The organism is Streptomyces sp. NPDC052773, from assembly GCF_044547145.1.
In the GTDB taxonomy this organism is placed as follows: domain Bacteria; phylum Actinomycetota; class Actinomycetes; order Streptomycetales; family Streptomycetaceae; genus Streptomyces.
The window spans coordinates 114,208-137,562 of record NZ_JBITZX010000017.1 but is presented as its reverse complement, the minus strand read 5'-3'; the positions used below and the strand labels follow the sequence as shown (position 1 = coordinate 137,562).

The window sequence follows — 23,355 nt, the reverse complement described above, 5'->3', positions numbered from 1 at the left end:
CCTTGGCGGCGCTGTCGGCTTTTCCGGCACATCGCTGCACATCGCTGCACATGCTGCACATCGCCACAAACGCCCCAGCGGCGTCGGCCCGAGAGAAGGAAGTAGGTGGGCGGATGATGGCCGCCACCCAGAGGATCGCCGCGGGCGCCGTGGTCGCCGCGGCCTGTGCCGTGTCGCTCGCCGGCTGCTCGGCCGGCTCCGACGCAGCGAAGGAGGGCGTGTCCGGGCCGCGCAAGCCGGAGGCGGCCCACGGGCCCAAGAGCCCGTTCCGGTTGATCGGCGACGGGTCCACGGCGTTCACCGGGGCCCAGCCCCACCTGCCCAGGCCCGAGCGGCTGAAGCCCGGTCAGCGGCCGCCGCAGTTCGTGGTCTTCTCCTGGGACGGCGCCGGCGAGGACAGTCAGCGGCTGTTCTCCCACTTCCGCAAGGTCGCCAAGGCGAACAACGCGACGATGACGTACTTCCTCAGCGGGGTGTATCTCCTGCCGGAGGACAAGGCCGACCTCTACAAGCCGCCACAGCACTCACCGGGCCGCTCCGACATCGGCTTCAACGACCGCCAGGGCATCGCCGACACCGTGCAGCAGCTCCGGCTGGCCTGGCTGGAGGGCAACGAGATCGGCACCCACTTCAACGGCCACTTCTGCGGCAAGGGCGGCGGGGTGGGCGAGTGGTCCGTGGACGAGTGGAAGGACGAGATCGCCCAGGCCAAGCACTTCGTGAAGTCCTGGAAGACCCACTCCGGCATGACCAAGGCGGCACCGCTGCCCTTCGACTACGACAAGGAGCTGATCGGCGCCCGCACGCCCTGCCTGGAGGGGCGGAAGAACTTCATGAAGGCCGCCCGTGAACTGGGCTTCCGCTATGACACCAGCGGCGTCAACGACCAGGTCTGGCCCGCGAAGAAGGAGGGCCTGTGGGACCTGTCGATGCAGCTCGTGCCGTTCCCGGGGCACTCCTACGAGCAGCTGACCATGGACTACAACTTCATGGTCAACCAGTCCGGCACCACCACCCAGGGCGACCCCGACAAGTACGAGGCGTGGGGCGACCAGATGCGTGACGGCCTCCTCGCCGGCTTCCGGCGGGCCTACGACGGCAACCGCGCGCCGCTGATCATCGGCAACCACTTCGAGTCCTGGAACGGCGGCACCTACATGCGCGCCGTCGAGGAGGTCATCGAGCGGGTGTGCACCAAGCCCGAGGTGCGCTGTGTCTCCTTCCGCCAACTGGCGGACTGGCTCGACGCCCAGGACCCGCAGACCCTCGCGAAGCTGCGCACCCTGAAGGTCGGCCAGGCCCCGAAGCAGGGCTGGTCCTCCTTCCTCTCATCCCGCCCGGCCCCGGCCCCGAAGGGCGTACCCGGGGCGCCGGCGGACAAGGGGTAGCGCAGGCGCGGTTGTGACGGGCGGACATCCGGGAGCCGACCCGGAGTCCGCCCCGCACCGTTCGCGAGAGTGTGCGGCAAAAGGGCTGAGCCACCGCTCCCCGTCGCCCCCCCCGGAGGCGTCACGCGTTCGCCGTCTCGCTCTCCCGCAGCACGAAGCCGGGGTCGACCTGGGCCGCGAGGTCGGCTCCGGTGCGTTCGTTGCCCCAGGAGTGGGCGTTCTTGAGGTGGAAGTGCACCATCTGGCGGGTGTAGCGCTCCCAGTCGCGCCGGTCGTAGGTCGCGTCGGCGGCCGTCCGCAGGGTGTGCAGGGCCCGGCGGTTGGCGTCCTCCAGGAGATCGAACCGGGGCGGGCGGCCCTTCTCCATGGCGCGGACCCAGTCGGAGTGCCCGACCGTGACGAGCAGGTCGTCCCCGACCTGCTCGCGCAGGTAGTCGAGGTCGTCCTGACCCTGCACCTTGTTGCCGACGACCTTCAGCTCGACGCCGAAGTCGCGGGCGTACTCCTTGTACTGGCGATAGACGGAGACCCCCTTCCGGGTCGGCTCGGCGACGAGGAACGTGATGTCGAAGCGGGTGAACATGCCGGAGGCGAAGGAGTCGGAGCCGGCGGTCATGTCGACCACGACGTACTCGTCGCGGCCGTCGACCAGGTGGTTCAGGCAGAGCTCCACCGCTCCCGTCTTGGAGTGGTAGCAGGCGACCCCCAGGTCGGCCTCGGTGAAGGGGCCGGTGACCATCAAACGGACGGCTCCGCCGTCGAGTTCCACCGCCCGGGCGCAGGCGTCGTAGACCGGATTGTCCTCGCGTACCCGCAGCAGCCGTGAGCCCTTGCCGGGCGGCGTCGTCTTGATCATCGTCGCGGCGGAGGGGATGCGCGGATTGGTGCCGCGCAGATAGTCCTTGATCAGCGGAAGGTGGTCGCCCATCGCGGGCAGGGCGGCGGACTCCGTCTCGTCGAGGCCGAGCGCGACTCCCAGGTGCTGGTTGATGTCGGCGTCGACCGCGACAACCGGCGCGCCGTTGGCTGCCAGGTGGCGGATGAAGAGGGAGGACAGGGTGGTCTTGCCGCTGCCGCCCTTCCCGACGAAAGCAATTTTCATGTTCAGTAAGCGTAGTGACGGGGTACCGCGCGCGCGGCCCGGACGTGAAGAAGACCACTCCTTCGTGGGGTGGGGGCCCGGGGTGCGTAATGTCGTACTCATGAGTACGACAGGCGCGACCGCCGATCCCCTCGCGGCCCTGGGCGCACTGCCCGGCGTCGCCGAGTCCGTGGAGTCCGTGCGCAAGGCCGTGGACCGGGTCTACGGGCACCGGATCATGCGGCGTCGCAGCAACGAGATCACCTCCGAGGCGGCCCTGCGCGGCGCCCGGGGCTCGGCGGCGCTGGCCGGCGCCGACTGGGCGCTGGAGGAGGTGCGCCGCCGTACCGACTTCAGCGGTGACGCCGAGGCCCGCACCATGGGCGCGGCGCTGCGCCTGACCGCCGAGGCGGGCCAGCTGCTGTCCATCTGGCGGCAGTCGCCGCTGCGGGTGCTGGCCCGGCTGCACCTGGTGGCCGCGGCCGACAACGCCGACGAGGTGGGCCGGCCGCGCCAGGAGGGCGAGCCGGTCGACGAGCCGCTGATCGAGCAGCCGCTGCCGAGCGCCGCCGAGGTGTCGGCCCGCCTGGAGGGCCTGGCGGACGTGATCATCGCGGGCGGTTCGGCCCCGGCCCTGGTCACGGCCGCCGTCGTACACGGCGAACTGCTCGCGCTGCGCCCCTTCGTCTCCCACAACGGCCTGGTCGCGCGCGCGGCCGAGCGGATCGTGCTGGTCGGCAGCGGTCTGGACCCCAAGTCCGTGTGCCCGGCCGAGGTCGGCCACGCGGAGCTGGGGCGCGAGGCCTATCTGACGGCGTTCGACGGCTATCTGTCCGGCACCCCGGAGGGCATGGCCGCCTGGATCGCGCACTGCGGCAAGGCGGTGGAGCTGGGCGTGCGCGAGTCGACGGCGGTGTGCGAGGCGCTCCAGCGCGGAGCGGCGTAGCGGCGTAGCAGTCACGCGAAAGGGCGCCGGCCGCCCCGGTCCGGCGGCTGGAAAAAGGCGCGGAAAAGGGTTGCGGCGGTACGAGGACTCGTACCGCCGCTGGCATGATCACCGAGTTACCAAGCGTCCTCGAATGTCGCCCATCAGGTCGGGGTCTTTGCCCTTACCTGGTGCGGCTGGCCCGTAATCGACGGGTCGACGTCGCGTGGGTGCCCGGTGTTCATGCTTCGGTCCGTGGGGCCAATTGCGTATCTAAGGTGATCCTCTCGGATGTCCTTGGTCTCGCGGGCCGTTGAGTCCTTTGTACTCCAGCGCGGCAGGAAGCGGAAGTGGTCGCTCTACTTCTTTACTTTTAGGTTCAAACAGGGACTAAATCGCCGCCCGGCGGCGGCTGGCGTACCAGACGAGTCCCGCCGTGGCCGCCGCCGCTCCTATCGCCGCCGCCGCGACCAGAGCGGGTCGCGGCGGTACGGAGAAGGCGGGCAGGCGCTGCTTGAGGCGCACGGGGCGGTGGAAGTCGAGAATCGGCCAGCCGCGTGCGACGGCCTCCCGGCGCAGCGCGCGGTCGGGGTTCACGGCGTGCGGGTGGCCCACGGACTGCAGCATCGGCAGGTCGGTCACCGAGTCGCTGTAGGCGTAGCAGCGGGACAGGTCGTACCCCTCGGACGCGGCGAGTTCCCTGATCGCCTCCGCCTTCGTCGGGCCGTAGGCGTAGTACTCGACCTCGCCGGTGTAGCAGCCGTCCTCGCCCACCACCATCCGGGTGGCCACCACCCGGTCCGCGCCCAGCAGCTCGCCGATCGGCTCGACCACCTCGGAACCGGAGGTGGAGACGATGACCACGTCGCGGCCGGCGGTGTGGTGCTCCTCGATCAGCGAGGCGGCCTCGTCGTAGATGAGCGGGTCGATGAGGTCGTGCAGGGTCTCGGCGACGATCTCCTTGACCTGCTGGACGTTCCAGCCGCGGACGAGCCGCGACAGATACTCGCGCGTCCGCTCCATCTGGTCGTGGTCCATACCGCCCACCAGGAACACGAACTGGGCATACGCGGTGCGCAAGGCGGCCCTGCGGTTGATCAGCCCGCCTTGGTAGAAGGACTTGCTGAAGGTGAGCGTGCTCGACTTCGCAATGACCGTCTTGTCCAGGTCAAAGAAGGCCGCTGTGCGGGGCAAGGAGTGGTTTTCCACGACCCTGAGCATAGGGGCAGCCCATTCGGCGTAAGGTGGGGCGCGTGGGTTTGCCTGAGAGGGCTCTCGGGTACACCATGGAAGTCACGGATCGTTCGCGACCGTGCTAACCCGGTCCGACTCCTCCCCCCCCGAGTCGGCCGTGGGGACGACCCCCGCTCTCCCCCCCGGCGGGGGTCGTCGCATGTCCGGGCGGGTTTTTCCCTTCAGAGCGCGGCGGTGGCGCCGCACTCGGGCGGCTGCGGCCGCCCTTCTGGCATGCCCATGATCCGTCACGCAGTGTAGTCATCGGACTGCTCTGCGGAACTCGCACAGGAGATGGCGCAGAGGCGTCCGGGGCTCACCGGGATGGGTGACGGCGATATTCACAGGGATCGAGTTGTCCACAGTTATCGACCAAGATCCACATCATTTCCGCGTTCGCCGCATCGTGATTCCCAGGCGCATCGCTCCGGCGAGTTCCAGGCCGGTTCCGTTTGCGATGCGCGTATGGCCGGTTTCCGACGGCCGCTCATATGGGCGGCCGGATCACCGGCTCTTCATCTGTCGCCGACGCGGGCCCGTCAAGGCCCGCCGACGACGCCATCGGGCAGCGAAGGGGGACATCCGCCATGGCCGGAACCATCACACACGACCACCAGCCGTCCGCCGCCGGCGGGCGGCCGGGCAGGCCGCTCATCGTCACCGAGGACACCGAACTCCTCGACGACCTGCTGCGCCTGTGCGCGGCGGCCGGAGCCACACCCGAGGTCCGCCACGGACCACCCGAACACGGCGGCGGCTGGGAGGCGGCGCCGCTCGTCCTGGTCGGCGACGACGCCGCGCGGCGGGTGCGCGGCGCCCCGCGCAGAGGGGGAGTGGTGCTGGTCGGGCGGGATCAGGACGACCCCGGGGTGTGGCGGCGCGCCGTGGAGATCGGCGCCGACCACGTCCTGATGCTGCCCGACGGCGAGCAGTGGCTCGTCGACCGCATCGCCGACGTCGCCGAGGGCGTCGGCCGGCCCGCCCTCACCGTCGGCGTCATCGGCGGCCGCGGCGGAGCCGGAGCCTCCACGCTCGCCTGCGCCCTCGCCGTCACCTCCGCGCGGGAGGGCCTGCGCACCCTGCTGGTGGACGCCGACCCGCTCGGCGGCGGGCTCGACGTCCTCCTCGGCGGGGAGACCGCCCAGGGGCTGCGCTGGCCCGCCTTCGCCGCCTCACGCGGCCGGGTCGGCAGCGGCGCCCTGGAGGAGTCACTGCCCGAGCTGCACGCCCTGCGGGTGCTCAGCTGGGACCGCGGCGACTGCCTCGCCATCGCCCCGCAGGCGGTGCGGGCGGTGCTGGCCGCCGCCCGGCGCCGCGGCGGCACGGTCGTCGTCGACCTTCCCCGCCGGATCGACGACGGCGTCGCCGAAGTCCTCGCCCAGCTCGACATCGGCCTCCTCGTCGTCCCCGCCGAACTGCGGGCCGTGGCGGCGGCCGGCCGGGTGGCCTCCGCCGTCGGCATGGTGCTGCGCGATCTGCGGGTCGCGGTCCGCGGGCCCTACGGCTCCGGCCTGGACGACCGCGAGGTGGCCCGGCTGCTCGGACTGCCGCTCGCCGGAGAACTGCCCGTCGAGTCCGGACTGTCACGCGCGGTCGAGGGCAAGGCCCCGCCCGGCGCGGACGCTCGCGGGCCGCTGGCCCGGTTCTGCAAGGAGTTCTGGGAGCGGGCGCTGGCGGAGGCGGGGGCGGCATGAGGGGCCGGTACGGAGACGGGTACGGCGGTGGGCGCGGAGACGGAGACGGGGACGGCGGCGGGCGCGGGGACGGAGACGGGTACGGCGGCGGGCGCGGGGACGGATACGGCGGCGGGTACGGCAGCGCGGACGGCGGTGGATACGCCCGCGGGCCCGACGGCGGGTACGGCGGTGGACGCGGAGACGGGTACGGCGGTGGACGCGGGGACGGATACGGCGGCGGGTACGGCAGCGCGGGCGGCGGCGGTCACTCCGGGACGGCGCCGGGCGGGGCGGCGACACTCTCCGTGCCGCTGCTGGACGGCGTGCGGCAGTGGCTGGCCGAGCACGGGGCCGAGCCGACGCCCGCGCGGGTGGCGCAGGCACTGCGCGAGCAGGGGCGGGTGCTGGGTGACGCCGAAGTCCTGGGCACTGCCGAGCGGTTGCGGTCCGAGCTGGTCGGCAGCGGGCCGCTGGAGCCGCTGCTCGCCGATCCGGCGGTGACCGACGTCCTGGTCTCCGCGCCCGACCGGGTGTGGGTGGACCGGGGTGGCGGACTGGAGCTGACCGCAGTGGCCTTCGCGGACGCGGGCGCCGTACGACGGCTCGCGCAACGCCTGGCCGCCGTGGCCGGGCGGCGGCTGGACGACGCCCGCCCCTGGGTCGACGCCCGGCTGCCCGACGGTACCCGGCTGCACGCGGTGCTGCCGCCGGTCGCGGTCGGCTGCACCTGCCTGGCGCTGCGGGTGGTCCGGCCGCGCGCGTTCACGCTCGACGAACTGGTCGCGGCGGGCACCGTGCCGCCGGGCGGGGACCGGGTGCTGCGCGCGCTGCTGCGGGCCCGGCTGTCCTTCCTGATCAGCGGCGGCACCGGCAGCGGAAAGACCACCCTGCTCAGCGCCCTGCTGGGGCTGGTCGGGCCGGGCGAGCGGATCGTGCTCGCCGAGGACTCCGCCGAACTGCGACCGGACCATCCACACGTCGTGCGGCTGGAGACCCGGCCCGCCAACCAGGAGGGCGCGGGCCTGGTCACCCTGGAGGACCTGGTGCGCCAGGCGCTGCGGATGCGGCCCGACCGGCTGGTCGTCGGGGAGGTGCGTGGGGCCGAAGTGGTGCATCTGCTGGCCGCGTTGAACACCGGCCACGAAGGCGGCTGCGGCACCGTCCACGCCAACGCCGCCGCCGATGTGCCGGCCCGTCTGGAGGCGCTGGGCACCGCCGCCGGACTCGACCGGGCCGCGCTGCACAGCCAACTGGCGGCGGCGTTGTCGGTCGTCCTGCACCTGGTGCGCGACCGGTCCGGGCGGCGCCGGATCGCCGAGGTGCGGGTGCTGGAGCGGGATCCGACCGGGCTGGTGCGGACGGTGCCGGCGCTGCGCTGGGGTGCCTCCGGATTCGTCCGTGAGCGGGGCTGGGAGCGGCTGAGGGAGCTGCTGCGGGACGAGTGGAGCGAGGAGGGGGAGAGGCGGCCGGGAGGGCGCGCGAGGAGGCCTGGCGGGGTTGAGGCGGCCGTACGGAGCGAGGGAGTGCGAGATGGGTGAGACGGCTGTGGGGGAGACGGCGATGAGCGCGGCGGTGCTGTGCGCGGGGGCCGCGGCCTGGGTGATGGGCGGGCCCCACGCGGGGGCACGGCGGGCGCGGCTGCTGCTCGCCGGCGGCGGGGCGGTGGGCACCGGGCCGCCACCCCTGCCGAGGCGGTGGGCGGACCTGCTGCGGCAGGCGCGCGGGCGGCTGAAGTCCGAGTGGTGTGCGGTGGCAGCCGGTCTGCTGCTCGCGGTGCTGGGCTCCTCGGTGGTGCCGGTCGTCGCGGGGGCGGCCGGGGTGCCGCTGCTGCGCCGGGCGCGGCTGGCCAGGGAGGCGCGGCGCGCCCGGGAACGCCGGGGCGACGCGGTGATCGCGCTGTGCGGGGCGCTCGCCGGCGAGGTGAGGGCCGGGCGGCAGCCGGGTGAGGCGCTGCTGCGGGCCGCGCGGGACACCGGAGGGCTCGCCGACGCCCAGGCGGCGGTGCTGGCGGCGGCCCGGTTCGGCGGCGAGGTGCCGGGCGCGCTCGCGGATGCGGCCCGGCAACCGGGGGCCGACGGGCTGCTGGGACTCGCCGCGTGCTGGCGGGTCGCCGTGGACCACGGCGCGGGCCTCGCGGCCGGCCTGGACCGCCTGGAAGCGGCCCTGCGCGCCGAACGCGACCAACGCGCCGAACTGCGCGCCCAGTTGGCCGGCGCCCGTGCCACCGCCGCGATGCTCGCCGCTCTCCCGGCCCTGGGCCTGCTGCTGGGCACGGCGCTCGGCGCCGAACCGCTGCACGTGCTGCTGCACACCGGGGCGGGACTGGGCTGTCTGGTGCTCGGCGCGGTGCTGGAGGCCGCGGGGCTGTGGTGGGTGCTGCGGATCGTCCGGGGAGCGGAGGAGGCGTCATGAGCGCGGAAGTTGTCCACAGGCTGGGGGTGCTGCTGGGGACGGCACTGGTGCTGGGGTGGATGGTGCGACGGGTGACCGCGGTGCGGCGCCGACGCCGGGTGCGGCGACGGCTGGCCGGCCTGTTGGCCCGGGGGGTGGAGATGCGGACCGCCAGACGGTGGGCGGACGTACCCCACGCGGTACGGCGCCTGCTGCCCGGCGTGGCGGTGGCGGCAGCGGGATGGGTACTGGTCGGCGGCATCCCCGGGATCGCGGTGGGACTCCTGGCGGCCGTGGCGCTGCGGCGGTGGCGCCGGCGGGAACGGCGGGCGGCGGCCGGTGCGGTGCCCGACGCCCGCGCGGCGGCCCGGCAACTGCCCCTCGCCGCCGATCTGGTGGCCGCCTGCGTCGCCGCCGGTGCCGCCCCCGTGACCGCCGCGCAGGCCGTGGGCGAGGCCCTGGGCGGGCCAGTCGGTCAGGCCCTCGCGCGGGGCGCGGCGGAGGTGCGGCTGGGTGGCGAACCCGCCGAGGCCTGGCGGGCGTTGAGCGCGCTGCCGGGCGCGGGCGGCCTCGCGCGGCTGCTGGAACGGGCCGACGTCTCCGGGCTGCCCGCCGCCGGTCCGGCCGCCCGGCTCGCAGCCGACGCCCGCGCGGAGTGGGCGCGCTCCGCGACGGTACGGGCCCGGCGCGCGGCGGTCCTGGTCACGGCACCGGTGGGGCTCTGCTTCCTGCCCGCCTTCCTCGCGGTCGGCGTGCTGCCCGTGGTGATCGGGATGGCGGGCGAGGTCATGGGCGGGGGTGGTGGATGAGCGGCGGCGACACAGACCCAGGAACGGCGAGGACGAACACGAGAGATCTCACGGAGGTTGGAATGAACAAGGTGGTACGGGCGCGGATGCGATCCCTGGTGGGTGCGCTGCGCGGCGGGGGCGGTGTGCGGAAGGACGCCGGGATGGTCACTTCCGAGTACGCGATGGGCATCGTCGCGGCGGCGGGTTTCGCGGTGCTGCTCTACAAGGTGGTGACCAGCGGGCAGGTCAGTGCGGAGCTGCACAGCATCGTGAAGCAGGCCCTCGATGCGGGGATGTGAGCGGCGGCGGGCGCGCCGGGACGAGGGGTTCGTGACGGCGGAGTCGGCCGTGGTGCTGCCGGTGCTGGTGACGGTCGCGATGGCGCTGGTGTGCGGGCTGCTGGTGGTGGCCGCGCAGATCCAGTGCGTGGACGCGGCCCGCACCGGCGCCCGCGCGGCGGCCCGCCAGGACTCCGCCGACGCGGTCGCCGCCGTAACGCGGGAGGCGGCACCGCGCGGCGCGAAGATCACGGTCACCCGGGAGGGAGACCAGGTCAGGGTCGCTGTGGCCGTCGCGCCGCCGCTGCTGGGCGATCTGCCGTTCGAGGTACGGGAGGAGGCCGTGGCCTCGGTGGAGGCAGCATCTGCGGCTGGGGCGGGGGCTTCGGTGGAGGGAGCGCCGACGGCCGGCGCTTCGGCGGAGCGAGTCTCATGAGGGGCCCGGGCCGCCGTCTGCGAGGCGACGACCGGGGGTCGGCCACCGTGTGGAGTGTCGGGGCGATCACCGTGCTGTGCGTGGTGTTCGGTGTGGTGCTCGCCCTGGGCCAGGCCGTCGTGGCCCGGCACCGCGCGGCCGGCGGCGCGGACCTCGCCGCCCTCGCGGCGGCGGACCACTGGACACGCGGTCCCACCGACGCCTGCGCCCGCGCGGAAAGGGTGGCGCGGGCGCAGGGCACACGGCTCGTACGGTGCGTGGTCGTCGGCGAGATCTCCGACGTGTCGGTGGCGGCGGGTCCGGAGCCGTTCGCGGCGGAGGTACGGGCCCGGGCGGGCCCGGCGGGGACGGCTCCGGGGGTCCCGGCCCCGGCGGGGGAGGCCCCACGGGTACCGGCTCCCGCGGGGGAGGCCCCACGGGTACCGGCTCCGGCGGGGACGGCTCCGGGGGTCCCGGCCCCGGCGGGAGAGGCCCCAGGGATACCGGCTCCGGCGCAGACCCCCTGAGCCTGCGCACCCGCCCCGCCCGCAGGCGCCCCGGGCGCTACGGCCGCCCGGCCCGGCTATGGCCGCCCCGGCGCCGAGGAGGGCTCCTCCGGGCCCTCCGCCTCCGGTGGCTTCTCCTCGGGGGCGCCCCGGAGGAGGACCGTGAGCAGGCGTACGGCGCCTCTCTTGTGGAGGGGGTCGTTGCCGTTGCCGCACTTGGGGGACTGGATGCAGGACGGGCAGCCGGCGTCGCACTCGCAGGAGGCGATGGCCTGGCGGGTGGCGGTGAGCCAGGCGCGGGCGGTGTGGAAGGCGCGCTCGGCGAAGCCCGCGCCGCCGGGGTGGCCGTCGTAGACGAACACCGTCGGCAGGAGTGTGTCGGGGTGCAGCGGGACCGACACGCCGCCGATGTCCCAGCGGTCGCAGGTGGCGAAGAGCGGGAGCATGCCGATCGACGCGTGCTCGGCGGCGTGCAGGGCCCCGCCCAGGATCTCGGGGTTGATGCGGGCCTCGTCGAGCTGGTCCTCGGTGACGGTCCACCACACCGCGCGGGTGCGCAGCGTACGAGGAGGGAGGTCGAGTCGGGTCTCGCCGAGGACCTCGCCGGTCATGAGGCGGCGGCGGAGGTAGGAGACGACCTGGTTGGTGACTTCAACGGAGCCGTAGCAGAGGCGGCCCTGGCCCCAGGGGATCTCGGTGTCCGTCTCCAGGATGGAGATCGTGGTGGTGTCCCGGGCGACCGTGGAGTAGGGCGGGTTGGCCTCCTCGACCAGGGCGACCGAGTCGTCCAGGTCGAGGGAGCGGACGAGGTAGGTGCGGCCCTGGTGGAGGTGGACGGCGCCTTCGTGGACGGTGGCGTGCGAGGCGGCCTCGTCGACCGTGCCGAGCAGCCGGCCGGTGCCGGACTCGACGATCTGCACGGGGCGACCGCCCCCGCCGCGGATGTCGGTGAGGTCGGCGGCCCGCTCCCGGCGGGTCCAGTGCCAGGCCCGGGTGCGGCGGCGCAGCAGCTTCGCGGCCTCCAGCTGCGGCAGCAGCCCCTCCGCCTCCGGGCCGAACAGCTCCAGGTCGTCCTCGGTCAGCGGCAGCTCCGCGGCGGCGGCGCACAGGTGCGGGGCGAGGACGTACGGGTTGTCGGGGTCGAGGACGGTGGACTCCACGGGCCGGTCGAACAGGGCCTCGGGGTGGTGGACGAGGAAGGTGTCCAGCGGGTCGTCGCGGGCCACCAGGACTGCCAGGGCGCCCTGCCCGGCGCGGCCCGCGCGGCCGGCCTGCTGCCACAGGGACGCCCGCGTGCCGGGGTAGCCGGCGATGACGACCGCGTCGAGGCCGGAGACGTCGATGCCCAGCTCCAAGGCGGTGGTGGCGGCGAGGCCGAGGAGTTCGCCGGAGTGCAGGGCGCGTTCCAGGGCGCGGCGCTCCTCGGGGAGGTAGCCGCCCCGGTAGGCCGCGACACGCCGGACCAGCGAGCGGTCGATCTCGGCGAGCCGTTCCTGGGCGATGACCGAGATCAGCTCCGCGCCGCGCCGGGAGCGGACGAAGGCGACCGAGCGCACCCCCTGGAGGGTGAGGTCGGTGAGCAGGTCGGCGGTCTCGGCGGTGGCGGTCCGGCGGACCGGGGCGCCCTTCTCGCCCTGCATCTCGGTGAGCGGGGGCTCCCACAGGGCGAAGACGAGCTCTCCGCGCGGGGACGCGTCATCGGCGACCTCGACGACCGGCAGGCCGGTCAGCCGCCGGGCGGCGACCGCGGGCTCGGCGGCGGTGGCGGAGGCCAGCAGGAAGACGGGGTCGGCGCCGTAGCGGGCGCACAGGCGGCGCAGCCGGCGCAGCACCTGGGCGACGTGGGAGCCGAAGACGCCGCGGTAGGTGTGGCACTCGTCGATCACGACGTACTTGAGCGCCTTCAGGAAGGAGGACCAGCGCGGGTGGGACGGCAGGATCCCGCGGTGCAGCATGTCGGGATTGGTGAGGACGTAGGTGGCGTACTGGCGGATCCACTCGCGTTCCTCGTACGGCGTGTCGCCGTCGTACACGGCCGGCCGAACGGCATGGCCCAAAGGTTGTGAAAGTTCCTTCACCGACCGGCGCTGGTCTGCCGCGAGGGCCTTGGTGGGGGCGAGGTAGAGGGCGGTGGCGCCGCGGCCGTTCGGGGCCTCGGAGCCGTCCAGCAGGGTGGAGAGCACGGGGACCAGATAGGCCAGGGACTTTCCGGAGGCGGTGCCGGTGGCGACGACGACCGAGTCGCCGTCCAGGGCGTGCTCGGCGGCGCGTGCCTGGTGGGCCCACGGGTGCTCGACGCCTGCCGCGCGCACCGCGGCGACGACCTCCGGGCGGATCCGGTCCGGCCAGACGGCATGGCGACCCTCGCGCGGGGGCAAGTGCTCCGTATGAGTGATGCGCGAAGCCCGGCTCGGCCCGGAGGCGAGCCGGTCCAGCACCGTGCCCGGCGTGAGGCGGGACACGGGGTCCGTCGAGGATCGATCGGATCGGTGATTCTCGGCCATCGGCACCGAGTGTGTCACTGGCGTGACGGACAATGGGACCAAGGCGTCGTGCACGCCTGCCGGTAAGTGATTGAATGCCATCGCGGCTGGCGAACCGTCTTGGGGGCTGAAAGCCGAGATGCCCCGACGACGACCGCTCGATAGCAAGGTGCTGGAGGATCCGTGGACCTGTCCCTGTCGACCGAGACCGTGGGCGATCGCACGATCGTCAGGGTCGGTGGCGAAATCGACGTATATACCGCGCCCAAGCTGCGCGAGCAGCTGGTCGAGCTGGTGAACGACGGCAGTTTCCACCTCGTCGTCGACATGGAGGGCGTGGACTTCCTCGACTCCACCGGGCTCGGCGTGCTGGTCGGCGGCCTGAAGCGGGTGCGTGCCCATGAGGGCTCGCTGCGCCTGGTCTGCAACCAGGAGCGCATTCTGAAGATCTTCCGCATCACCGGCCTCACCAAGGTGTTCCCGATTCACACCTCGGTCGAGGAAGCGGTGGCGGCCACCGACTGACCTGGTGGTCCGGGCGGTGGCGCCCGGACCACCAGAGTGGAACCAAGGGGGTCCGGGCATTTTTCGGCGGCCCGGGCCTTCCGACAGCACGCCCGAAGCTCCGAGGGGGATGCATGGCCACCGTTGAGCTCCGCTTCAGTGCGGTCCCCGGACATGTCAGGACCGCCCGATTGGTGGCCGCTTCCGTCGCCCGTAAGGCCGGAGTGGACGAGGCCGTCCTCGACGAGGTCCGGCTCGCCGTCGGCGAGGCCTGCTCCCGCGCGGTGGGACTGCACCAGAACAGCGGTATCACCGCGCCGGTGCGGGTGCTGCTGATCGAGGAGGAGAAGCAGTTCTCCATCGAGGTCGGCGACGAGGCACCCCACCCGGTGCCCGGCGGGGCGCCCGGCACGGCCGCGGACCCCGACGTGGACGCCGAGGAGGACGAGATGGGCCTCGCGGTCATCAGCGGCCTCGTCGACGACGTGGAGGTCAGCACGGGCGCGGACGGCGGCTCGATCCGGATGACCTGGCCGACCACACCCCCGCCGACCGCGGTGCTCCCCTGACGCGCACGCGTTTCGCACGACACCCGAGGGCCCTGCACAGCAGGGCCCTCGCCGTTTTCCCACCCGACGCCCAAGGCGCCGGGCCCTGGCGGCCCGGAGGTTCGCCAGGTCCGACCGGCAGCCCAGACACCCAGACGGCCGCACAACGCCCGCCCCGCGGCCCAAGGTGCCCGCCCCTGGCCAAGGGCACCGGCTCGGCGGCCGAAGCTGCCCGCCGGCGCCCCGCGGCCGAAGCTGCCCCCCGGCGCCCCATGGCCGAAGCTGCCCCCCGGCGCCCCGCGGCCCAAGCGTCCGCCCTTGCCCCAAGGCATCCACCCCTATCCAGCGCACGCGTCCACCACACCTATCCGGCCACCCGAACCCACCCGTTAATTCGTGAAGGAATTCACGATCAATTTCCGATCACCCGAATGGCCCAGAAAGCCGCCCACAATGCTTTCGGGGCATTACCCGGACTCCGCCGGGGTGTACCGATTCCGTTTCCCGCGTACTGTTTGGATCCGGAACAGATCTCTAGAATCCGTCCACATCTTGAGCTCAGCCCAAGCGTCAAGGAGGACGAATGGCGGGGCTTTCTTCTCCAGATCAGATCGATCAGCTGGATCACTCCACAGCCCTCGCGGCCGCGGTGCTCACCGATGGAAACCGAGCGATCGTGGTGGTCATCGGCGTGGTCGCGCTGGCTGCGCTGCTGGTCGCCGGGGCGCTGCTGCGCCAGGTGCTCGCGGCCGGCGAGGGCACCGACAGCATGAAGAAGATCGCGGCGGCGATCCAGGAGGGCGCGAACGCCTATCTGGCCCGGCAGTTGCGCACGCTTGGCGTATTCGCCGTGATCGTGTTCTTCCTGCTGATGCTGCTGCCCGCGGACGACTGGAATCAGCGTGCCGGGCGATCGGTGTTCTTCCTGATCGGTGCGGCGTTCTCCGCGGCCACCGGTTATATCGGCATGTGGCTCGCCGTGCGCAGCAATGTGCGAGTGGCGGCGGCGGCCCGGGAGGCGACCCCCGCGCCGGGCGAGCCGGAAAAGGATCTCACCGCGGTCTCGCACAAAGCGATGAAGATCGCTTTCCGTACGGGCGGCGTCGTCGGCATGTTCACGGTGGGGCTCGGCCTGCTGGGCGCCTCCTGTGTGGTGCTGGTGTACACCGCGGACGCGCCCAAGGTGCTGGAGGGCTTCGGCCTCGGCGCCGCGCTGATCGCGATGTTCATGCGAGTCGGCGGCGGCATCTTCACCAAGGCCGCCGACGTCGGCGCCGACCTGGTCGGCAAGGTCGAGCAGGGCATTCCGGAGGACGATCCGCGCAATGCCGCGACCATCGCCGACAACGTGGGCGACAACGTCGGCGACTGCGCGGGTATGGCGGCCGACCTCTTCGAGTCGTACGCCGTCACCCTGGTGGCCGCGCTGATCCTGGGCACCGCGGCGTTCGGCGACGCCGGGCTGGCGTTCCCGCTGATCGTCCCCGCGATCGGCGTGATCACCGCGATGATCGGCATCTTCGCGGTCGCCCCGCGCCGCGCCGACCGCAGCGGCATGAGCGCGATCAACCGCGGCTTCTTCATCTCCGCGGCGATCTCGCTCGCGCTGGTCGCGGTCGCGGTCTACGTCTATCTGCCGGGGAGGTACTCCGAACTGGACGGGGTGACGGACGAGGCGATCCTGGGCAAGGGCGGAGACCCGCGGATCCTCGCGCTCGTCGCGGTGGCGATCGGCATCCTGCTCGCCGCCGTCATCCAGCAGCTCACCGGCTACTTCACGGAGACCAACCGCCGCCCGGTGCGCGACATCGGCAAGAGCTCGCTGACCGGCCCCGCCACCGTCGTCCTCGCCGGTATCTCGGTCGGCCTCGAATCGGCCGTCTACACCGCCCTGTTGATCGGCCTCGGTGTCTACGGGGCGTTCCTGCTCGGCGGTACGTCGATCATGCTGGCGCTGTTCGCGGTGGCGCTGGCGGGCACCGGGCTGCTCACCACGGTCGGTGTGATCGTCGCGATGGACACCTTCGGGCCGGTCTCCGACAACGCACAGGGCATCGCCGAGATGTCCGGCGACGTCCACGGCGCGGGCGCGCAGGTGCTCACCAACCTGGACGCCGTCGGCAACACCACCAAGGCCATCACCAAGGGCATCGCCATCGCCACGGCCGTGCTCGCCGCGGCGGCGCTCTTCGGGTCGTACCGCGACGCCATCACCACCGGCGCGCGCGACGTCGGCGAGAAACTCACCGGCGAGGGCGCGCCGCTCACCCTGGCGATGGACATCTCGCAGCCGAACAACCTCGTCGGTCTGATCGCGGGCGCGGCGGTCGTCTTCCTCTTCTCCGGGCTGGCCATCAACGCGGTGTCGCGCTCGGCGGGTTCCGTGGTGTTCGAGGTGCGGCGGCAGTTCCGCGAGCACCCCGGGATCATGGACTACACCGAGAAACCGGAGTACGGGAAGGTCGTCGACATCTGTACGAAGGACGCGCTGCGGGAGCTGGCCACGCCGGGTCTGCTCGCGGTCATGGCGCCGATCTTCATCGGGTTCACGCTCGGCGTCGGCGCGCTGGGCGCCTACCTCGCGGGCGCGATCGGCGCGGGCACCCTGATGGCGGTGTTCCTCGCCAACTCCGGCGGCGCCTGGGACAACGCGAAGAAGCTGGTCGAGGACGGCCACCACGGCGGCAAGGGCAGCGACGCCCACGCCGCGACGGTGATCGGCGACACGGTCGGCGACCCCTTCAAGGACACCGCGGGCCCGGCGATCAACCCGCTGCTGAAGGTGATGAACCTGGTGTCGCTGCTGATCGCGCCGGCGGTCATCAAGTTCTCGTACGGCGCCGACGAGAACGTGGGCGTACGGGTGCTGGTCGCGGTGGTCGCCTTCCTGGTGATCGTCGGGGCGGTGTACGCCTCCAAGCGACGCGGGATCGCCATGGGCGACGAGGGCGGGGCCGGCTCGGGCTCCAAGTCGCCGGACGCGGCGGCGGTTTCGTAGCCTCCGGGCTTCTTGAAGTCCGAGGACCGGGCGGATGGCGCGCAGGACGCGTCATCCGCCCGGTTCGTTGTGTTCACGCCCTGGCCGTGAGCCTTCTCTCGCATGGTGCAAATGCTGACAAACAGTCCCCTGCGGGGCATTCGGTGTGCGGATGTCACCCGGATGGCGTGTATGTTCCGGGGCCGAGAGCCATGGAAGGGACCAAACCGGTGAACAAGAAGCTCGCGGCCGCACTGTCCGGCGGTGCGGTACTGGTACTGGCGCTGTCGGGATGCACCGGCGACGACGGCAACGAGGAGCTGGACGCCTGGGCCAAGCAGGTCTGCGACGAGCTGCGGGTGCAGGCGAGGTCCATCAAGGCCGCCAACGCCGCGATCCAGGAGAAGACCTCGGACAACAGCACCCCGGCCGAGGTCCAGCAGGCCGACTCCAAGGCCTTCCAGGACATCGCCGACGCCTACAAGGCGATCGGGGGCATCATCACCAAGGCCGGTCCGCCCAACGTCGAGGACGGCAAGAAGAAGCAGCGGGACGCGGTCAAGGAACTCAACGCCATCTCGGCCTCCTACGGTTCCCTGAAAAAGCAGGTCGACGCGCTCAACACCAAGGACCAGGCCAAGTTCGCCGCCGGTCTGAAGGACGTCGCCGCCGAGATGAAGAAGCTCGGCAAGACCGGCAGCGACGCGCTCAAGGCGCTGGAGGAGGGCGAGGTCGGCCAGGCGATGGCCAAGCAGCAGAGCTGCAAGTCGGCGTCCGCGTCGGCGGCGCCGTCGGCTGCCCAGGGCTGACCGGGGGTCGCGAGGGCGGAGCCCCCAGCGGGTCGACCGGCGGATCGACGGGCACGGTGTACGGGCCGAACTGCGGCACGTGCGCGCGTGCGTTGTCGGTGGGAGCCGACACAATGGGGTGGTGAGCAACGCCAGCCTCTCCTCGCCGTCCCCTCTTCCCGCCACCGACCGCCCGGAGGTCGCCGCCCGGCTGCGGGAGGCCCTGCTCGGGGCCTCCTTCACCGCCGACGGCCTGCTCGACCTGCTCGGCGCCTCCGCGTACGCGGCGCTGGCCCGCAGCGAGACCGTGCCCGCCCTCCGGGCCACCCGTGGGGACACGCCGCTGGAACTGCTCGTACGGCTGTTCCTGTTGCAGCAGCCCGTGCCGCACGCGCGCGTGGCGGACGTGCTGCCGGTCGAGGACTGTCTGGACAGCGGCTGGCTGATGCGCGCCGGCCGGGACGAGGTCGCGGCCACCGTGGACATCCGGCCGTACGGCGGGCCCGCCGGCGAGGACTGGTTCATCGTCTCCGACCTGGGCTGCGCGGTCGGCGGCGCGGGCGGGATCGGCCGCCGGGACGAGGGCGTCGTGCTCGGCGTGGGCGGTGCCTCGACGACGCTGGCCGGGATCACGGTGCGTACGCCCGTCGCCGCCGCCCTCGACCTCGGCACCGGCTCCGGCATCCAGGCGCTGCACGCCGCCCAGCACGCCACGCGGGTGACCGCGACCGACGTCAACCCGCGCGCGCTGCACATCACCGCGCTCACCCTCGCCCTGTCCGGCGCGCCCGCTGCCGACCTGCGGGAAGGGTCGCTGTTCGAGCCGGTGAAGGAGGGGGAGACGTACGACCTGATCGTCTCCAACCCGCCGTTCGTGATCTCGCCGGGCGCCCGGCTGACGTACCGCGACGGCGGGATGGGCGGGGACGACCTGTGCCGCACGCTCGTCCAGCAGGCCGGGGAGCGGCTGAACGAGGGCGGGTTCGCGCAGTTCCTCGCGAACTGGCAGCACGTCGAGGGCGAGGACTGGCAGGACCGGCTGCGGTCGTGGGTGCCGCGCGGTTGCGACGCCTGGATCGTGCAGCGCGAGGTGCAGGACGTCACGCAGTACGCCGAGCTGTGGCTGCGCGACGCGGGCGACCACCGAGGCGACCCGGCGGAGTACGCCGCGCGGTACGACGCCTGGCTGGACGAGTTCGAGGCACGCAAGGTGAGGGCCGTGGGCTTCGGCTGGATCACCCTGCGCCGGACGGCCTCCGCCGAACCCGTGATCACCGTCGAGGAGTGGCCGCATCCGGTCGAACAGCCGCTCGGTGAGACGGTCCGGGCGCACTTCGCCCGCCTCGACTACCTGCGGACGCGCGACGACGCGGCCCTGCTGGAGGAGCGCTTCCGGCTCGCCCCCGAGGTCGTCCAGGAGCAGGTCGGGCTGCCCGGCGCGGAGGACCCCGAGCACGTGGTGCTGCGGCAGAACCGCGGGATGCGGCGGGCGACCAAGGTCGACACCGTGGGCGCGGGGTTCGCGGGCGTGTGCGACGGCTCGCTGACCGCCGGCCGGATTCTGGACGCGATCGCCCAGCTCGTCGGAGAGGACCCGGTCGCACTGCGCGACCGTACGCCCGCGCAGATCCGGCTGCTGGTGGAGCAGGGGTTCCTGGAGCCGGCGTGATCCGGGCCTCCGGGGCGTGACCGGCCAAGGCTCCCGCGAAAAAGTCGGCCGGAAAGGCATCCGTGACCGGGTCCCCCGGCGTCCCCCGGAGCCCGGCGCAGCCCTTCCCGGCCCCGCCCGCCCCCTCGCGGGCCCCGGCGCCCCCGCCGTCGGTCTGCCGTTCACCGCAGGTTCGCCTCCCCGCATCCCGCGCGTGTCAACCTCCGGCTCGGCGGGGCACGCGCGGACGGAGAAGAGGGGGACGGGGAGTGATGGAGAGCGGGCCGGCGATCTTCGCGGGGCTGGTGTTCGCCCTGTTCGGAGGGGGACTGCTGGTGTGGACCGGGGTGCGGGCGCGGCAGCGCCGGCCGGTCGCCCACGGTGTGAGTCCGGTCGCATCGGCGGCCCTCGCGAGCGCCGTCGCGGTGCTCGCGCTCGCCGTCGGGGCATGGTGCTTCACCCGGGTGTGAGCATGATGGAAGGGGCGCTTCCCCGGTGCGGAGCCGGCAAGGAGGAGGTCTTCGTTCCGGTTCGGCCGGAAAACAGCGATGGGCACTCCGGGCGGCAGGAATGACGGAAGTCGGGTTACCGTTCGAGTGGCCGTTGCGGGCTTTTCCCGTTTGACAACGGGGCGGGATGTACCGTCACACTCCGCAGCGTCACCACCACCCGACCCCGGGAACGAGAAGGCCTGGGGAGGCCCCAGCGTCGACCGGAGAGAAGAGCGAAGTTGTCCCCGACCAGCGAGACCGCACAGGGCGGCCGCCGACTCGTCATCGTCGAGTCGCCTGCCAAGGCGAAGACGATCAAGGGCTACCTCGGCCCCGGCTACGTCGTCGAAGCGAGCGTCGGGCACATCCGCGACCTCCCCAACGGCGCCGCGGAGGTGCCCGAGAAGTACACCGGCGAAGTCCGCCGCCTCGGTGTGGACGTCGAACACGACTTCCAGCCGATCTATGTGGTCAACGCCGACAAGAAGGCCCAGGTCAAGAAGCTCAAGGACCTGCTGAAGGACTCCGACGAGCTCTACCTCGCCACCGATGAGGACCGCGAGGGCGAGGCCATCGCGTGGCACCTCCAGGAGGTGCTGAAGCCCAAGGTCCCGGTCAAGCGGATGGTCTTCCACGAGATCACCAAGGCCGCGATCCAGGCCGCCGTCGCCAACCCGCGCCAGCTCAACCAGAAGCTCGTCGACGCCCAGGAGACCCGCCGCATCCTCGACCGCCTCTACGGCTACGAGGTCTCGCCGGTGCTGTGGAAGAAGGTCATGCCGCGGCTGTCGGCGGGCCGCGTCCAGTCCGTCGCGACCCGGCTCGTCGTCGAGCGGGAGCGGGAGCGGATCGCGTTCCGCTCCGCCGAGTACTGGGACCTCACCGGCACCTTCTCCACCGGCCGCGCGGGTGACCCGTCCGACCCGTCGTCGCTGGTCGCGCGGTTGCAGACGGTCGACGGCCGGCGCGTCGCGCAGGGCCGTGACTTCGACTCGCTCGGGCAGCTGAAGAGCGCGAACACCCTGCACCTCGACGAGGCGAACGCCCGCGCGCTCGCCGCCGCGCTGGAGAACACGCGCTTCTCGGTCCGGTCCGTCGAGTCCAAGCCGTACCGCCGCTCGCCGTACGCGCCGTTCCGTACGACGACCCTCCAGCAGGAGGCCAGCCGCAAGCTCGGCTTCGGCGCGAAGGCCACGATGCAGATCGCGCAGAAGCTGTACGAGAACGGCTACATCACGTACATGCGTACGGACTCCACGACGCTGAGCGACACGGCGGTCGCCGCCGCGCGCGCGCAGGTCACGCAGCTGTACGGCGCCGAGTACCTGCCGGACACGCCGCGTACGTACGCCGCGAAGGTCAAGAACGCGCAGGAGGCGCACGAGGCGATCCGCCCCTCGGGTGATCGTTTCCGCACGCCCGCCGAGACCGGACTGACCGGCGACCAGTTCAAGCTGTACGAGCTGATCTGGAAGCGGACCGTCGCCTCCCAGATGAAGGACGCGACCGGCAACTCCGTCACCGTGAAGATCGGCGGCACGGCCGCCGACGGGCGGGACGTCGAGTTCAGCGCGTCCGGCAAGACCATCACCTTCCACGGCTTCCTCAAGGCCTACGTCGAGGGCGCCGACGACCCGAACGCCGAGCTGGACGACCGCGAGCGCCGGCTGCCGCAGGTCGCCGAGGGCGACGCGCTCACCGCCGAGGAGATCACCGCCGACGGCCACTCCACCAAGCCCCCGGCCCGCTACACCGAGGCGTCGCTGGTCAAGGAGCTGGAAGAGCGCGAGATCGGCCGCCCGTCGACGTACGCGTCGATCATCGGCACCATCCTCGACCGCGGCTACGTCTTCAAGAAGGGCACGGCCCTCGTGCCGTCCTTCCTGTCCTTCGCCGTGGTGAACCTCCTGGAGAAGCACTTCGGGCGGCTCGTCGACTACGACTTCACCGCGAAGATGGAGGACGACCTCGACCGCATCGCGCGCGGCGAGGCGCAGGCCGTGCCGTGGCTGAAGCGGTTCTACTTCGGCGAGGGCACCGCCGAGGGCGCCGCCGCCGACGCCGGCAACGGCGACGGGGACCACCTCGGCGGCCTCAAGGAACTGGTCACCGACCTGGGCGCGATCGACGCCCGCGAGGTGTCCTCGTTCCCGGTCGGCAACGACATCGTGCTGCGGGTCGGCCGCTACGGGCCGTACATCGAGCGCGGCGAGAAGGACACCGACGGCCACCAGCGCGCCGACATCCCCGCCGACCTGGCGCCCGACGAGCTGACGGTCGAGCTGGCCGAGGAACTGCTCGCCAAGCCGAGCGGCGACTTCGAGCTGGGCACCGACCCGGCCACCGGCCACACGATCGTCGCCAAGGACGGCCGCTACGGCCCGTACGTCACGGAGATCCTCCCCGAGGGCACCCCGAAGACCGGCAAGAACGCGGTCAAGCCGCGCACGGCGTCCCTGTTCAAGTCGATGTCGCCGGACACGGTGACGCTGGAGGACGCGCTGAAGCTGATGTCGCTGCCGCGCGTCGTCGGCACCGACACCGACGGCCAGGAGATCACCGCGCAGAACGGCCGCTATGGCCCGTACCTGAAGAAGGGCACGGACTCGCGCTCCCTGCAGTCCGAGGACCAGATCTTCACGATCACGCTGGAGGAGGCGCAGGCGATCTACGCCCAGCCCAAGCAGCGTGGCCGCGCGGCCGCCAAGCCGCCGCTGAAGGAGCTGGGAGAGGACCCGGTCAGCGGAAAGCCGGTCGTGGTGAAGGACGGCCGCTTCGGGCCGTACGTCACCGACGGCGAGACCAACGCGACCCTGCGCTCCGGCGACAGCGTCGAGACGATCACGCCGGAGCGCGGCTTCGAGCTGCTCGCCGAGAAGCGGGCCAAGGCGCCCGCCAAGAAGACGGCGAAGAAGGCGGCCACGAAGAAGACCGCGGCCAAGACCACGACCGCGAAGAAGACCGCCGCCAAGAAGACCACGGCGACGAAGAAGACGACGGCCGCCAAGACGACGGCGGCGAAGAAGACCGCTGCCAAGACGACCGCCAAGAAGACGGCCGCGAAGAAGGCGACGGCGTCGAAGGCGACGTCCGAGGACTGAGTCCTCGGACTGAGCCCGGGGGTGAGTACCGGACGGGGATTTCCCCGTCCGGCGTTCGCGAAACCAACGGGACCGGGCTCGATCGGGCGTAGGGGCGTGCGGGCGTTCGGGCGTGCGCCCCGGAGTGTCGG

The 23,355-nt window shown here is 72.6% G+C and carries 19 protein-coding genes; 16 read left to right on the top strand and 3 right to left on the bottom strand.

Features of this window, described 5'->3' with window-relative positions:
• Positions 1-116: 116 nt before the first annotated feature.
• Positions 117-1,388, top strand: a complete 1,272-nt coding sequence (locus ACIG0D_RS30150; RefSeq protein ID WP_399807058.1) for a hypothetical protein — start codon at positions 117-119, stop codon at positions 1,386-1,388.
• 121 nt (positions 1,389-1,509) lie between these two features.
• Here the strand turns inward: ACIG0D_RS30150 and ACIG0D_RS30145 are convergent, their stop codons facing one another.
• Positions 1,510-2,490, bottom strand: coding sequence for an ATP-binding protein (locus ACIG0D_RS30145; RefSeq protein ID WP_399807055.1), 981 nt, complete (start codon positions 2,488-2,490; stop codon positions 1,510-1,512).
• Between the two features lie 100 nt (positions 2,491-2,590).
• Here ACIG0D_RS30145 and ACIG0D_RS30140 point away from each other — a divergent pair, with 100 nt between their 5' ends.
• Entirely contained in the window at positions 2,591-3,415 is an 825-nt protein-coding gene (locus tag ACIG0D_RS30140) for an oxidoreductase (RefSeq protein ID WP_365760714.1), read from the top strand.
• A gap of 369 nt (positions 3,416-3,784) precedes the next feature.
• On the opposite strand, the gene ACIG0D_RS30135 is transcribed toward ACIG0D_RS30140, so the two are convergent.
• Positions 3,785-4,615 (bottom strand): HAD family hydrolase, encoded by an 831-nt coding sequence (locus tag ACIG0D_RS30135; RefSeq protein WP_365760712.1) that lies wholly within the window; start codon positions 4,613-4,615, stop codon positions 3,785-3,787.
• A gap of 599 nt (positions 4,616-5,214) precedes the next feature.
• On the opposite strand from ACIG0D_RS30135, the gene ssd reads away from it, so the two are divergent.
• From ssd to ACIG0D_RS30100, 7 genes are all read left to right on the top strand, one after another.
• Positions 5,215-6,321: a septum site-determining protein Ssd gene (gene ssd / locus ACIG0D_RS30130; RefSeq protein WP_399807051.1), complete on the top strand. Its 1,107-nt coding sequence runs from the start codon at positions 5,215-5,217 to the stop codon at positions 6,319-6,321.
• A complete protein-coding gene (locus ACIG0D_RS30125) occupies positions 6,318-7,841 on the top strand; it encodes a TadA family conjugal transfer-associated ATPase (RefSeq protein WP_399807049.1) in 1,524 nt (507 codons plus the stop codon). The genes ssd and ACIG0D_RS30125 overlap by 4 nt, the downstream gene beginning before the upstream one ends.
• The gene (locus ACIG0D_RS30120) at positions 7,834-8,715 is read left to right on the top strand and encodes a type II secretion system F family protein (protein WP_399807047.1); all 882 of its coding nucleotides are present in this window, start codon (positions 7,834-7,836) and stop codon (positions 8,713-8,715) included. Before ACIG0D_RS30125 ends, ACIG0D_RS30120 begins: the two co-directional genes overlap by 8 nt.
• Positions 8,712-9,503 (top strand): type II secretion system F family protein, encoded by a 792-nt coding sequence (locus tag ACIG0D_RS30115; protein WP_399807045.1) that lies wholly within the window; start codon positions 8,712-8,714, stop codon positions 9,501-9,503. Before ACIG0D_RS30120 ends, ACIG0D_RS30115 begins: the two co-directional genes overlap by 4 nt.
• 62 nt (positions 9,504-9,565) lie before the next feature.
• The gene (locus ACIG0D_RS30110) at positions 9,566-9,784 is read left to right on the top strand and encodes a DUF4244 domain-containing protein (RefSeq protein WP_399807042.1); all 219 of its coding nucleotides are present in this window, start codon (positions 9,566-9,568) and stop codon (positions 9,782-9,784) included.
• A complete protein-coding gene (locus tag ACIG0D_RS30105) occupies positions 9,771-10,199 on the top strand; it encodes a TadE family type IV pilus minor pilin (protein WP_399807040.1) in 429 nt (142 codons plus the stop codon). Before ACIG0D_RS30110 ends, ACIG0D_RS30105 begins: the two co-directional genes overlap by 14 nt.
• Complete coding sequence (locus tag ACIG0D_RS30100; RefSeq protein WP_399807038.1) at positions 10,196-10,705, top strand: Rv3654c family TadE-like protein; 510 nt, start codon at positions 10,196-10,198, stop codon at positions 10,703-10,705. Before ACIG0D_RS30105 ends, ACIG0D_RS30100 begins: the two co-directional genes overlap by 4 nt.
• 56 nt (positions 10,706-10,761) lie before the next feature.
• Here ACIG0D_RS30100 and ACIG0D_RS30095 read toward each other — a convergent pair whose 3' ends face one another.
• Complete coding sequence (locus tag ACIG0D_RS30095) at positions 10,762-13,269, bottom strand: DEAD/DEAH box helicase (protein WP_399807035.1); 2,508 nt, start codon at positions 13,267-13,269, stop codon at positions 10,762-10,764.
• An 81-nt stretch (positions 13,270-13,350) separates the two neighbouring features.
• On the opposite strand from ACIG0D_RS30095, the gene bldG reads away from it, so the two are divergent.
• The 7 genes from bldG (at position 13,351) to topA (ending at position 23,224) form a co-directional block, all read left to right on the top strand.
• The gene (gene bldG, locus ACIG0D_RS30090; RefSeq protein ID WP_006132569.1) at positions 13,351-13,692 is read left to right on the top strand and encodes an anti-sigma factor antagonist BldG; all 342 of its coding nucleotides are present in this window, start codon (positions 13,351-13,353) and stop codon (positions 13,690-13,692) included.
• Between the two features lie 113 nt (positions 13,693-13,805).
• Positions 13,806-14,240 carry an ATP-binding protein gene (locus ACIG0D_RS30085; protein WP_399807031.1) on the top strand — a complete coding sequence of 145 codons (435 nt, stop codon included), beginning with the start codon at positions 13,806-13,808 and terminating at the stop codon, positions 14,238-14,240.
• Positions 14,241-14,802: 562 nt separating this feature from the next.
• Entirely contained in the window at positions 14,803-17,217 is a 2,415-nt protein-coding gene (locus ACIG0D_RS30080; protein WP_399807029.1) for a sodium-translocating pyrophosphatase, read from the top strand.
• Between the two features lie 191 nt (positions 17,218-17,408).
• Positions 17,409-18,005, top strand: coding sequence for a small secreted protein (locus ACIG0D_RS30075; RefSeq protein ID WP_399807027.1), 597 nt, complete (start codon positions 17,409-17,411; stop codon positions 18,003-18,005).
• Between the two features lie 121 nt (positions 18,006-18,126).
• Positions 18,127-19,653 carry a methyltransferase gene (locus ACIG0D_RS30070; protein ID WP_399807025.1) on the top strand — a complete coding sequence of 509 codons (1,527 nt, stop codon included), beginning with the start codon at positions 18,127-18,129 and terminating at the stop codon, positions 19,651-19,653.
• Positions 19,654-19,904: 251 nt separating this feature from the next.
• On the top strand, positions 19,905-20,102 hold the full coding sequence (locus ACIG0D_RS30065; RefSeq protein WP_399807022.1) for a hypothetical protein: 198 nt from the start codon (positions 19,905-19,907) through the stop codon (positions 20,100-20,102).
• A 260-nt stretch (positions 20,103-20,362) separates the two neighbouring features.
• On the top strand, positions 20,363-23,224 hold the full coding sequence (gene topA, locus ACIG0D_RS30060; RefSeq protein ID WP_399807020.1) for a type I DNA topoisomerase: 2,862 nt from the start codon (positions 20,363-20,365) through the stop codon (positions 23,222-23,224).
• Positions 23,225-23,355: the final 131 nt, after the last annotated feature.